The organism is Holdemania filiformis DSM 12042, assembly GCF_000157995.1.
Taxonomy (GTDB): Bacteria; Bacillota_I; Bacilli_A; order Erysipelotrichales; family Erysipelotrichaceae; genus Holdemania; species Holdemania filiformis.
Genome location: NZ_GG657556.1, coordinates 582,504 through 595,497, shown reverse-complemented (window position 1 = coordinate 595,497; position 12,994 = coordinate 582,504). Strand labels below are relative to the sequence as shown.

The following is a 12,994-nucleotide window of genomic DNA, read 5'->3' as shown; positions in this document are numbered from 1 at the left end:
GGGTGTAGTGATGAGTTCTGTTATTCCGTCCTGTTCTGCTTGCTTCAATAAAGAGAGTGATTCTTCTAAACTTTGACTTCCATCATCCACTTTTGGAATTAAATGACTATGAATATCGATCATTTCTTTTTATCGCCTTTTTTCGTAATGGAAGACATGATTGAATTTTTCTTTTTCTTCTGTGCTGTCTTTTTCTGCGAATCACTATATCGATAACCGTAACTGTTATAATATTTTCGCTGAACTGGCATCATCGTCATGACAATTCCAATGACATTCACTTGTGTCTGTTCAAACTGATCTTTGACTCGGAGTAATTCTTTTCGGTCATTTCGATTCGAGGCACAAACCAAGATCGTTCCATCGCAATATGAGGCAGCCACTATTCCATCCGTCACCAATCCAACCGGCGGGCAGTCTAAAAGGATTAAGTCATATTCTTTTTTTCTCTCCTCAATGAATTCTTTTAAGGCGTTCGATTGGATAAACTCGGAAGCAAACGGAATCTTCGTTCCTGCGGTAATTACATCCACATTTTCATAAGGCTGTAAAACAACTTCCTCAAATTCTGCTTGATGACCGATGATATCCGAAATGCCTTTTTTATTCTTTAACTTCAGTTTTTTATGAATCGTTGGCATCCGTAAGTCTAAATCAATGACTAAGACTTTTTTCTGTAACTGAGCGTAAACCATGGCAAGATTGAGAACACAAGTCGTTTTTCCTTCCTGGGCAGTTGTTGAAATAATGTTGATGACTTTCATATCCCGATCGAAGTTCCGCATCAGAATATTGGTTCTTAATGTTCGGTAAGCTTCGGATGCAGAAGATTCAGGATCCAGAATAGTAATTAATTCTTCTCCAACTCTTAACATTATTCTGCACCTCCTGTCCCATGCGTCATATCAGGTATTAAACCGATAATCGGATAATCAAAAATCTGTTTTAATTCTTCTTCGGTCCGGATATTTCGATCATTCAATAGAATGTATAAAACAATGCAGCCGTCAATGACACAGCCGAGTAAGAAACCAATCAATGTATTTTTAACATTCGATGGGCTCGATTTCTTCTCTGGGATCTTTGCGGAATTTAAAACGGTCACATTTTCAATATTCATAATGGAATAGATCTTATCTCGAAATACATCCACGATCTCATTCGCAATCACTGCGGCTTCTTTTGGATCTTTTGACGTTACCGCAATCGTGATGACTTCCGTATCTTTCACTGAGCTGATTTTAACGATCTTCTGATATCCTTCTGTATCTAAGTCTTCTAACTTCAGATTCTGAATCACTTCATCGCTGATCGCTTCACTCTTCAATATCTCGCTGTAGGTATTCACCAGCTTTTGAGACGTTTGAAGATCATTGTAGCTAATCTGTTGGCTGTCCGGATTGGACTTCTGGACAATAATTAGTTTTGCTTCCGCTGTGTATTTCTTTGGTATCAGAAACAGCGTGATCAAAGCGGCCACAATGGAAGCAGCTAGGATGATCAGCGCAAAGGGTTTGAAATACTTTTTAATGATTTCAAACACCCGCGACAAATCGATTTCAATTTCGTCGTTCTCGTACATTCTCTTCTCTCCCTTTTCTCTTCTCACTAAAAAAGAACCTTATTCGGGTCCTCCGAATTTCTCATAGATTGACTTCTCAAGTTTAATTACCTTTGTACTTGGCTGATAATTTTCCATTTCATAGATGTTCTCATGAATATCCTTCACCATCTGTTGATAACTGTCCATTACATACAATGGACTGAAATCATTATATTCTACAGTTTTGTAGATAGCTTCCATTCCGGTAGAAGGAATCTGGTATTGATCAATATGCTTTAAATCAAAAGTCAGTAAATTCATAATATAATTCTTAATTTGATCGTTGGTCAGGTTCGTTTCGATCCAAGGCATCATGTCTTCAACGATATCCATCAGTTCCCAGAAATTCTTTGTTCTGAGTTCTGTCAGGATGGCCATAATGACGGTATTCTGACGTTTCATGCGATGAAAGTCATCGTCAATGGTCCGGATCCGGCAATACTCTTTCACTTGTTGACCATTCAGATGATAGACCCCATCATCGCCGTCAATTTGTAAATCACGAATCTTTTGATGTGTTTCCTCAGCTGTCAGATAAAGATCAATTCCGCCGACTAAATCGACTAACTTTACCGTTGCTTCAAAACTGAATCCGACATATTGCGTAATGTCCATATCAAAATTCAAATTGATCGTCTGAATCGCTAACTCAGGACCTCCGCGCCAATGGGCATGATTCAACTTATCATAATCATTGTAGGCCTCAGGAAGATAGACTAGAATATCTCGTTGTAATGAAGTGATTTTGATTTTCTTCGCATTAAAATCTAAGGAGATAATCTTTGTCGCGTCGGACCGCTGCATTTCAGTGTCCGTCCACTCGTTCCAATCCTGATTGTCGGAACCGAATAAAGCAATATTCACAATTTGATGATCCTGCACTTGATCTTTAACTTCCTGATTCACCATTGCTTGTTCATCAGTTAGTTTCTTTGAACGATTTGTTTTATTTAATAACGAATCTACATACAAATTTCCGCTGATGCCAATCACAGCGATTAAACCTATTAACGTGCCCGCCACAATCAACAAAATCTTTGTTTTGTTTCTTTTCTGTTTTTTCTTCAATTTTGTCACATCCTTGTCGATTAATAAAAAAAGGTAGGCTTCGCCACCTCAAGCTTCCGATGAGTTTGTAAAAAATAACCATGAAACTGAATTGGAAGTGCCCATGCAACTATCCAAATCAAATTCAATCACTTTGTTTAACAATTAATCCGAGGTTAAGCAACATCATCTGCCCGCAGATCTGAAACCGAACCTGCGCGGTTCGCTGATGCCGGTCAATCTTCTTTATCCGTGATTCCAACCCTTGCAAAGGTCCGGATTCGACAATTAATTGCTTCTCATTTAAGAAGCCGGTTGAAATCGGAATTACATGCTGTTCATTCATTAATGAATTCAGGAAAAGCCGTTCATCTTCCTGGAGGGAGAAATACTCTTTTTCTTCTAAATGAATCCACTGAGATATATCGGAATGCTGAGAAAGCCATTCGTTGAACTGTTTTGTAAATTCAGCTTGAGGAAAATCACTGGTAATCATGATCGTTCCTGGAAATAACAGGCGCTCTACCCAGGTCACCAATACCTGCTTTTTGAAATAACGTTGTTTCTTGGGTAGGAAAGCTTCGAAAGGTGAGCTTTTCATTAATTCCAGGACATCTTCCTCATGATGCTTTTCAACTTCAACAAAATACCAGCGCATCACATTGCCCCCTTTCTTAAAAGGACAATCTGCAACGTTTTCAACAGAATCTTGAAATCCCACAACAGGTACCAGTTTTCGACATATTCTTTATCCAGTTCGCAGCGGTCGTGGAAGCTGAGATCACTTCGTCCCCGGACTTGCCACAACCCGCCTAAGCCGGGTTTGACCTGAATAATCTGATTATAATATTCGCCCATATCTTCTTTCTCCCGCGGCAGATAAGGACGCGGACCGATCAGCGTCATTTCGCCCTTCAGAACGTTGATTAACTGCGGGAATTCATCGAGCGACGTCTTTCTTAAAAATTCTCCCGCAGCGGTAATGCGCGGATCCTGTCTTAATTTTTTATGTATTGTATATTCTTCCCGGATCTTGGGATCTGTCTTCATCAACTGTTCAAGGAGGGCTTCTGCATTCGGAATCATCGAACGGAATTTGATCATTTCAAACGGTTTGCCATCCTTGCCAATCCGTGTCTGTTTAAAGAACACCGGATCATAATCGCCTTCCTTATGATTTTTATGGCGGACATAGAAGTAAAGCGGAATCAGAAGCAGACATCCGGCAATCCCTGCCAGGATATCGATGAGACGCTTAATCCCTTTGCTGATCCATTTTTTTATTGATAATGATACCGATATCCTTGTTCTAAGCTCGATGCTTTCACCTTTGGTCATGCTGCTCCCCCTCTCTCGATGGGAATCAGTTCATAAAAAAAGAACTGCTTCCTTCGCCCCCTGCGAAATCTCTAACAGTCGCTAACCATCAGATAATGTACACTATTATTGACACAAAGAAATAAGCCATTTATAATGGGACATGTATTAAAAATAAACGATTTTACCAGTTTTTGGCATTGAATTTTGTTTGTCAAAAAATGTGTGATTTTTTGCCATAAAAAGGGGCTTAAATGTAATCAACAACCAAATTCATGTCCTGTATGGTTATTCAGCCACGCAATTATAACGAAGCGATCCCTAACAAATTCATAAAAAAAAGACCCCGGCCATTATGCCGAAGCCCTCTCTATCACACCCTAACCTTCAACTAATTCATTCTGAATTTCAATACGACCGGATTATGATCGGAATACCGATAGTCATTCTGGATATTCTCCGCTGTCGCCGCAAGATTATCCGAAACCAAGAATCCGTCGACGATCGCCTGGTACGTGACCCCCGCTTCAAACGGAATATCCGCACCGCGGCAGGTCGCAGTTTCATCGGCGTTATCTGCCCGAACAAAGTGATACCCTTCTGCCAGATCCGCAGTGTTCATCGCAAAAATCCAATCCGGAACCTGCTGCTGGGAAGGAAAGAAATCCAACGTACCGGCGATGTCATGATTAAAATCACCGCCCGCGATTACATAATTTCCCTGTTCGCGCTCCTGAATCAGCACCTGGTTGAGCAAGGCCAGCTGCTGCGCGCGGATCGTTCCGCCCTGATCGTAGGCTGACAGATGAACGTTAATCAGCACCAGCTCTTTTCCGTTGTCTAAACCTAACCGACTGATCAGAAAACACCGGTCCAAGTCGGTAAACTTTGTAATAAAAGAGCCGTCGACAGGAAACTGCCGCCGCACATTTTCATCCACATGCCAATTCGACAGCGTCAACAATCCGGACTGCACCGAGCCATGCGGTTCCTGCGGCGGGACGATTAAATACGGACTATGGAAGTTCAAGGCAAAGACGCTGCCATACCCCGAAAATGCAGAGCGAAGGATTGCCGCCTGATCGACGCCATAACTCCGCGACGACTTCACATCGACTTCCTGCAGGAATATAAAATCCGGCGATGATTGTTGGATCAGGGCGAGACTGCCCTGCGTATTGGCAATCACCGCTTCCTTGCTTAAAGCCCGGCCATGCTTTCCCCGCGTCGCTTTCCCGTCTTTCATCTTTCCGGTATCCATGAAGAAAGAATAGTCGTCCGAATACGCTCCAAAGCCGAGATTGTACGTCATCAGCGTATATTCCTGATCAGCATCGAGCCGCGCCGGCGGATTGTTCACCGTCTCTACGCTTTGAAAATCCGCGATCCGGTAATAATTAACCTGCATGAAAATCCCATAGCCAACGATCAAAGCGATCAGCCCGGCGATCACCGCACCGACACCTTTTAAAATCTTTTTCAATGTCCCGCACTCCCTCCGCAAAAAGCGAAAGAAGGAAAAACATGAAGTCCTTCCCTCTTTGCTTTATCTTTTAACAACTGTCTTATTTGAAACGTTCTTTTTTGGAATACGTCGTATGAAGCAGCTCATGTGCCAGCGGACTTCCCGGTTCTTTCAGGAATTGATCATACAGCGCGATGATCTGCGGGTTCTCATGCGATTTACGCACGCTCTGTAGCGCATCCTCATCATATAACGCCTTTGCCCGTTCCTTCTTCCAGTCAATCGGCTTAAAGCCGTTGCGGATCGAAGCGTTGATAATCGGCTGACCGCCGCCGTTGATGCGCCGCCCGGACAGCCCATGATTTCGATGAAATGATACGGCGAGGTGCCTGCGCGGATTTCATCCAGCAGCGGCTTGGCACAGCTCATACTGGAAGCGACCGCGACTTTAACCTGCATCCCCGCGACCTCCAGTTCCGCCGTCTTCACGCCTTCCATGCCCCGGACAACTGTGAAGTCCAGACTATCCAGTGGTTTGTTTTCCAGTGTTTCCTTGACGGTTCTTAGCGCCGCCTCCATGACCCCGCCGCTGGCGCCGAAGATCACGCCGGCTCCGGAATATTGTCCGAACATATCCTGATCAAAATCTTCATCCGGCAGATTCTCAAAGTTGATTCCATACATCTTGATCAGCCGCCCTAATTCTCTCGTCGTCAGGACCACGTCCACATCCGCTACGCCATCCTTGCGCATTTCCGGACGGACGACCTCCGCCTTCTTCGCAGTGCACGGCATGATGGAAACGACCGTGATCTTGCGCGGATCCAGATTATGCGTCTGCGCGTAATAAGATTTCAGGATCGCGCCGAACATCATGTGCGGCGACTTGCAGGAACTCAAATGCTCCAGCAGATCCGGATATTCAAATTCACAATATCGGATCCAGCCTGGCGAACAGCTCGTGATCATCGGCAGCACACCCTGATGCTGGACGCGCTCGATGAACTCATGACCTTCTTCCATGATCGTCAGATCTGCGGCATAGTTGGTATCATAGACGCGGTCAAACCCGATCCGCCGCAGCGCCGCAGCCATCTTGCCGGTAACGCGCGTGCCGATCGGCAGGCCGAACTCCTCGCCTAACGCCGCGCGTACCGCCGGGGCCGTCTGGACGACGACATGCTGCTCCGGATCGTTCAGCGCTTCAATGACGCGGTGAATGTCTTCTTTTTCAAACAAAGCGCCGACCGGGCAGGCGTTGACGCATTGGCCGCACTGCATGCAGTTGACGTCATTGAAGCTCTTGTCAAAGACCGGCGCGACCTTGGTGTTGAAGCCGCGGTTGATAAAGCTCAGAATGCCCAGACCCTGAACCTTCTTGCAGGTTTCAATGCAGCGTCCGCACAGCACGCACTTGGACGTGTCGCGGACGATCCCCGGCGCAACCTCATCAAACGTCGGCGGTGTTTTCTCCCCTTCATAACGCACCTTGCGGATCCCCAGCTGCTGTGCCAGCTTCTGCAGCTCGCAGTTCTGGTTGCGGATGCAGGAAAGGCAATCACCGCAATGGTTGGACAGGATCAGCTCGACGGTGTGCTTACGCGCTTCCAAAGCCCGTTGGGAATTGGTGAAGACCTCCATCCCCTCGCTGACCGGATATACGCACGCGGCGCCTAGGCTTTTCGCGCCTTTGATCTCAACCGTGCAGACGCGGCAGGCGCCCGTCTTGTTGACGTCTTTTAAATAACAGAGCGTTGGGATCTGGATGCCTGCGGCCCGCGCCGCTTCCAGAATGGTGGAACCCGGCTCGGCCTGAACCGGAATATTATTGATCTTTAAATTGATTTTCGTCATGTTTCCGCGGCCCTCCTTAATCGCGCTTGACCGCACCGAAGCGGCAGGTCTCCATACAAGCGCCGCACTTGATGCACTTGTCGTGGTCGATCACATATGGTTTCTGGCCCGGAACGCCGCTGATCGCGCCAACCGGACAGTTGCGGGCACACATCGAACATTTGCGGCACTTCTCCGGATCGATCGAGTAATGCAGCAGCTTCTTGCAGACGCCGGCCGGGCAGCGTTTTTCTTTGACGTGCGCTTCATATTCATCGCGGAATAAGCGCAGCGTCGACAGCACCGGATTGGCGGCGGTCTGACCTAAACCGCATAATGCGGTATCCTTGATCATCTTGCCCAGCGTTTCCAGCTCGTCCAGCGTTTCCATCGTTCCGCGGCCTTCGCAGATATCCGTCAGCAGTTCCAGCATGCGCTTGGTGCCGACGCGGCACGGCGTACATTTGCCGCACGATTCGTCGACGATAAACTCCATGTAGAAGCGCGCGACGTCGACCATGCAGTTGTCCTCATCCAAAACGATCATTCCGCCGGACCCCATCATTGAGCCCAAAGCGATCAGATTGTCAAAGTCAATCGGCGTATCCAGATCCTCGACGGTCAGGCAGCCGCCGCTTGGGCCGCCGGTCTGCACCGCCTTGAACTTCTTGCCGTTCGGACAGCCGCCGCCGATTTCATAAATCACCTCGCGCAGCGTCGTGCCCATCGGAATCTCAACCAGTCCGGTGTTGACGATTTTACCGCCTAACGCAAAGACCTTGGTGCCCTTGGATTTCTCCGTACCGATTGCACTGAACCAGCCGGAGCCCTTCAGGATAATCTGCGCCACATTGGCATAGGTTTCAACGTTGTTGATAATCGTCGGCTTGCCCCAGACGCCGCTGACCGCCGGGAACGGCGGCTTCGGCACCGGCATGCCGCGCTTGCCTTCGATCGACTGGATCAGCGCTGTTTCCTCACCGCAGACAAACGCGCCCGCGCCCAGGCGGATCTCGATATCAAAGCTGAAGTCCGTGCCTAAAATATGTTCGCCAAACAGACCGAGTTCCTTCGCCTGTTCGATCGCAATCTGTAAGCGTTTTACCGCGATCGGGTATTCCGCGCGGATATACACATACCCCTGCTGGGCGCCGATCGCATAGCCCGCGATCGCCATTGCTTCCAAGACGGCATGTGGATCGCCTTCCAAAATCGAACGATCCATAAACGCGCCCGGATCCCCTTCGTCGGCATTACAGATAACATACTTGTCGCCCGCCGGCTGATCTGCCGCAAACTGCCATTTCACACCGGTCGGGAAGCCCCCGCCGCCGCGGCCGCGCAGGCCGGATTTCTTAATTTCGTCGATCACTTCCTGCGGCTGCATTTCATGCAGCGCTTTCGCCAGTGCTTCATAGCCGTCGCGGGCGATATATTCGCGGATATTCTCCGGATCGAGCTGACCGCAGTTTTTCAACGCGATCCGCTGCTGCTTGGCATAAAAGCGGATCTTGTCGATATCAAAGATTTTTTCCTGCGTGATTTCATCAATGTCGTTCATCTCCAACCGTTTTACCGGCTGCCCGCCGATGAAGTGCTGTTCGATGATCTCTCCGACATCGTCCGGTTTAACATGACAGTAGAAAATTTTATCGGGATAGACCGCGACGATCGGCCCTTTCTGGCACAGGCCGAAACAGCCGGTCTTGATGACGCGGACTTCCTGATCCAGACCGCGGGCGATTAACTGCTGCTGCATCTGCTCCATGATCAGCGCCGAAGATGACGATGTGCATCCGGTGCCGGCACAGACTAAAACATGCAGCCGTTCCGGCCCCGCAGCAGCCGAAGCTCCCGGATTGCGCAATGCGATTTCCTTCGCCGCGCTCGCCCGGAGTTCGCGAAGTTCATTCCATGATTTCATGTGCTTCTCCTCTTTCTTCTTTCACTGAACGCCGGACTCGGTTTTAATGATCGCTTTGATCCGGTCCTCCAGCGCGGTGGAGCTGGTCGCATTGCCGTATACCTGATCGTCCAGGATCGCTACCGGCGCTAATCCGCATGCCCCCAGGCAGCGCGTCGCATCGAGCGAAAACAGACCGTCGGCGCTTGTCTGATTGACCTTCGTTCCGGTCAGATCGCAAATCCGCTGTAGTAAATCCGCCGATCCTTTGACATAACAGGCTGTGCCCATGCACACATTGATGACATGCTTGCCCTTGGGTTCGGTCGTAAACTGCGTATAGAACGTGACGACGCCATACACCTCGGCAGCTGAAACACCTGACGCTGCGGCAATTTTCTCCATTGCTTCAAATGGAATATAGCCCAGCTCTTTCTGGACGTCGTGCAGCATCAACTTCACCGGTCCGGGCCGGCCGCGATGCCGATCGACGATCCGATCGATGACCTGCACCGACTGTTCGTTGAGTTTCCCCATCCTTTCACCTCCACGTGTTATTTGGGTTTCTATATTGAAAACATCACAGGGATGATTCAACCTTTTTCTGCAGCCAGCTGAACAAGCCGTCCGCCGCCGCGCTGATCAGAATAATCCACAGCGTCCAGGCGAACAGACCCGTCATATCCAGCGCGATCCGCGCCGCATACGACATCTGCCGGCCGATTCCAATTCTCACCTGCGTCAGCACCTCCGCCATGACGCAGACCCGCAAACCTAAGCCGAAGCCGGTTTTCATCGCCGCCAACAGATGCGGCAAAGCCTGCGGAAGACGTACTTTCCAGAAAACAGACACGGATCTTTCCGGGTAGCAGCGCAGCACATCCTGCAGCTCGCTGTCCAATAGATCCTGACTTAACAAAACCGCTGTATAAAAGACCGGGAACAGCACGCAGAAGCTGGTAACCATGACGCTGCCTTCGCTGCCCAGCCAGATCAGGAAAATCATAATGTAGGACAAATTGGGAATCGTTTTGACGATCACCTCAAGCGGTTCGATCAAGCGCCGGATCACCGGCTGCATCGCTGCCGCAAACCCGCAGACCAACGCGAGGATCAGTGAAATTCCAAAGCCCTTGAGCATCCGTCCCAGAGTGCTCAGCGTCTGCGCGTAGAAAGCCGGCTGCGATACATCCGCAAGCATCCGCCGCGCCACGTCCAGAGGCATCGGGATCAAAATGTCGTTATTGACGCTCAGCGCCAGCAGCTGCCAGAGGATCATCAGGATCACGATCGTAAGGAACTGTTCTTTTTTCAAACCGGTTCGCTGTTTTCTCATGGATTTATTATATCATCAGTCCGAATGAAAACGCTATCTTTATTTCCCATTTTTCGCCCTTTCCCGACCTTGCGAATCCATGCACAAAAAAGGCGGTCAGCTCCGCCCTTTTGCGATATTTTTCACACTTTATCCAGCCTGAAAACAACATGATTACTCGCGCCCAGCATCGCCGGTTTCTCGCACATCGCCCAATGAAACGCAAGCCATTGCTGAAACTGTTCGGCGCTCAGCGCATTCACTTTGTCCGCCAGCAGCTCGGCCATGCCGTCCGCGGCGAAAACCTGAGCCGGTTTCCAGCCGAGCGTAGCCAGCCAGCGGCGAACCTGATCCAGCGTCAGAAAAACAAACGGGAGATCCGCCACCTTAAACGTGCTGCAGTCATACCGGCCATTGTCCAGAAAATCCGGATTGTAGACCATCGCTTCCGTTATGAACACCATATCGTTATTGATAAAAGCGAAGAATGCGGATCCGCCGGGTTTCAGCACGCGAAGCGCCTGTTCAAGACAGCGTGTCCGCTGCGCTTCATGCTCAAGATGATAGAGCGGTCCCAAACACAGGACGACGTCGAACGAAGCGGCTTCCAGCATCGTCAGATCGAGGGCATTGCCTTCCAGGATCGTCAGATCCATGGCCGGCCGGCGTTTCGCCTTCATGAGGGCACAGTGCTTTTTCACCGGTTCCACCGCGGTGACCGCATAGCCCTCCTGGGCATAAGCCAGACTGTAGGCTCCGCTTCCAGCCCCCACATCCAGAATCCGCATTCCCGGTTTCAGCACTTTCGCAATCTGCATTCTCGTCGTCAATAATTCGATGCTTCGGGCCGGCGTCGCGGTTAAGCGATGTTCCTCGTCAAAATAATCATAAATCAGATCCAGATCCATACGCGTCCCCCCCTTGCCAAGCAAAAACTAATCAGAATGCAGCGTTAATCTTCCAAGCTCGCCAACAGCTCGCAAAGCAGGTCGTATGTCCGTTTAAATGACGCCAGGTTCAGCTTTTCCTGCGGCGTATGCGCGCCGCTGGCTTCCGGTACGATCGTCACGATATCAATCCCCGGAATCATCTCGCAGAACACGCCGCATTCCGTACCGCCATGGCCGGCTTCCGTTTTTAATTCCTTCCCGGTTTTCTGTTGAACCAGGGCCGCCAGCTTCTGCCGCATCGCGCTCTTTTCACAATAATCCCATGCCGGATAACCGTTGGCAAAGCTGCAGGTCCAGCCATACAATCCCGCCAGGATCGTCAGTTCATCGCTCATTTTTTCAATCCAGCTCTTTTGCGCTGAACGCATCGAGATCGTGACGATCAGACTGGATCCGCGCCGCTTGATCGAGGCCAGGTTTTCCGAAGCCCAGGTCAAGCCCGGAATCGCCATGCTTTTGGCGCGCAGGCCACTTGGCAGGACGGTGATGAAATTGATGAACGCTTTCGAATCTTGTGCGGAGTAAACCGCGCTGATCGTGGAATCGGCTTCCAATGTAATGGCAACGTCCGGATCGCTGGCCTTCAGCTCCGCCTTTACCTGTTCCGCTACCTGCTCGACGCACTTCTGAACCTTGCGCGAATCCTGGCTGGCGAAACGAATCCAGCAATCGCGCGGAATTGCGTTGTCCTTATTGCCGCCGTCCCAATCCGCGATCCAGACCTCCAGCTCGTTTTTGACCAGCTCCCGCAGACAACGGACCGCAATTTTGTTCGCATTGCCCAGCTCTTTATCGATATTCGAACCGGAATGTCCGCCTTTCAGTCCGGAAACCGTCAATTTCCAGCCGCTGCCTTCAAATCTTTCCTGCGGCCGCACCATCGTCATCGTACAGACTAATCCGCCCGCGGTGGAAACCACGGTTTTATCTTCGCCGCCGCAGTCCATGTTGATCATCCGTTTCGCCGTAAAATAGTCTTTCTTTAACCCTTGCGCGCCATTCAGGCCGATCTCTTCCATCACGGTGAACACGCATTCCAGCGGCGGATGCGGTTTCTGGTCTGCTTCCAGTAGCGCCAGCATCATCGCGACGCCCACGCCGTCGTCCGCCCCCAGCGTCGTGCCGCGGGCTTTCAGCCAGCCATCTTCCACATAAGTATTCAACGCCTGCGTTTCAAAGTCAAAATCCACGCCCGCTTCCTTCTCGCAGACCATGTCCATATGCGCCTGCAGAATCACCGCGCCCGCCTTTTCCAGACCAGCGGTACCGGCTTTATAAATGATAACGTTGTTCATCTCATCCTGAATCCAGCGCAGACCGTGATCCTTCGCAAATTGAACGAGCCAGTCGCTCAGCTGTTTTTCGTTACGGGAACCGTGCGGGATCTTTGTCAGTTCGTTAAAGTAATAAAAAATCCGTTCGTTTAAGTCCATCGTCATTGGTGTACCACCCTTTCTCTGATTTCTATTATATCGCTTGGTTTCATTCGTTTTCAACATATTATGAAAATTATTTCTTTTCTTAACGAAATTTTTACAATTCATAAAAAAAAGAAGGCCGG

General features: G+C 49.5%; 14 protein-coding genes. All 14 read right to left on the bottom strand.

Translation table 11 applies throughout. The annotated features are described in order from the left end of the window. Positions 1-123, bottom strand: a 123-nt coding sequence (locus tag HOLDEFILI_RS20520) for a CpsB/CapC family capsule biosynthesis tyrosine phosphatase (RefSeq protein ID WP_006059220.1), incomplete at its 3' end; no start/stop codon positions are given. Then, positions 120-875, bottom strand: a complete 756-nt coding sequence (locus tag HOLDEFILI_RS08660) for a CpsD/CapB family tyrosine-protein kinase (protein ID WP_006059219.1) — start codon at positions 873-875, stop codon at positions 120-122. The genes HOLDEFILI_RS08660 and HOLDEFILI_RS20520, both read right to left, overlap by 4 nt. Next, positions 875-1,582, bottom strand: coding sequence for a YveK family protein (locus HOLDEFILI_RS08655; protein WP_006059218.1), 708 nt, complete (start codon positions 1,580-1,582; stop codon positions 875-877). Before HOLDEFILI_RS08655 ends, HOLDEFILI_RS08660 begins: the two co-directional genes overlap by 1 nt. 39 nt (positions 1,583-1,621) lie before the next feature. Next, complete coding sequence (locus HOLDEFILI_RS08650) at positions 1,622-2,680, bottom strand: LCP family protein (protein ID WP_006059217.1); 1,059 nt, start codon at positions 2,678-2,680, stop codon at positions 1,622-1,624. Positions 2,681-2,795: 115 nt separating this feature from the next. Further along, the gene (locus HOLDEFILI_RS08645; protein WP_006059216.1) at positions 2,796-3,308 is read right to left on the bottom strand and encodes a transcription termination/antitermination NusG family protein; all 513 of its coding nucleotides are present in this window, start codon (positions 3,306-3,308) and stop codon (positions 2,796-2,798) included. Beyond that, positions 3,308-3,988 carry a sugar transferase gene (locus HOLDEFILI_RS08640; protein ID WP_006059215.1) on the bottom strand — a complete coding sequence of 227 codons (681 nt, stop codon included), beginning with the start codon at positions 3,986-3,988 and terminating at the stop codon, positions 3,308-3,310. The genes HOLDEFILI_RS08645 and HOLDEFILI_RS08640 overlap by 1 nt, the downstream gene beginning before the upstream one ends. A 370-nt stretch (positions 3,989-4,358) precedes the next feature. Then, entirely contained in the window at positions 4,359-5,450 is a 1,092-nt protein-coding gene (locus HOLDEFILI_RS08635) for an endonuclease/exonuclease/phosphatase family protein (RefSeq protein ID WP_006059214.1), read from the bottom strand. 82 nt (positions 5,451-5,532) lie between these two features. Continuing rightward, positions 5,533-5,658 (bottom strand): iron hydrogenase small subunit, encoded by a 126-nt coding sequence (locus HOLDEFILI_RS20245; protein WP_244264312.1) that lies wholly within the window; start codon positions 5,656-5,658, stop codon positions 5,533-5,535. Next, a complete protein-coding gene (locus HOLDEFILI_RS08630) occupies positions 5,604-7,286 on the bottom strand; it encodes an NADH-dependent [FeFe] hydrogenase, group A6 (protein ID WP_006059213.1) in 1,683 nt (560 codons plus the stop codon). The genes HOLDEFILI_RS20245 and HOLDEFILI_RS08630 overlap by 55 nt, the downstream gene beginning before the upstream one ends. Before the next feature lie 16 nt (positions 7,287-7,302). Further along, positions 7,303-9,189 carry an NADH-quinone oxidoreductase subunit NuoF gene (nuoF, locus tag HOLDEFILI_RS08625; RefSeq protein ID WP_006059212.1) on the bottom strand — a complete coding sequence of 629 codons (1,887 nt, stop codon included), beginning with the start codon at positions 9,187-9,189 and terminating at the stop codon, positions 7,303-7,305. A gap of 21 nt (positions 9,190-9,210) precedes the next feature. After that, on the bottom strand, positions 9,211-9,705 hold the full coding sequence (locus HOLDEFILI_RS08620) for an NADH-quinone oxidoreductase subunit NuoE family protein (protein WP_006059211.1): 495 nt from the start codon (positions 9,703-9,705) through the stop codon (positions 9,211-9,213). A 43-nt stretch (positions 9,706-9,748) separates the two neighbouring features. Further along, positions 9,749-10,504 carry an ABC transporter permease gene (locus HOLDEFILI_RS08615; RefSeq protein WP_006059210.1) on the bottom strand — a complete coding sequence of 252 codons (756 nt, stop codon included), beginning with the start codon at positions 10,502-10,504 and terminating at the stop codon, positions 9,749-9,751. Positions 10,505-10,626: 122 nt separating this feature from the next. Beyond that, the gene (locus HOLDEFILI_RS08610) at positions 10,627-11,391 is read right to left on the bottom strand and encodes a class I SAM-dependent methyltransferase (RefSeq protein WP_006059208.1); all 765 of its coding nucleotides are present in this window, start codon (positions 11,389-11,391) and stop codon (positions 10,627-10,629) included. Positions 11,392-11,435: 44 nt separating this feature from the next. Continuing rightward, a complete protein-coding gene (gene pepD / locus HOLDEFILI_RS08605; RefSeq protein WP_039864393.1) occupies positions 11,436-12,872 on the bottom strand; it encodes a beta-Ala-His dipeptidase in 1,437 nt (478 codons plus the stop codon). Between the last annotated feature and the right edge of the window lie 122 nt (positions 12,873-12,994).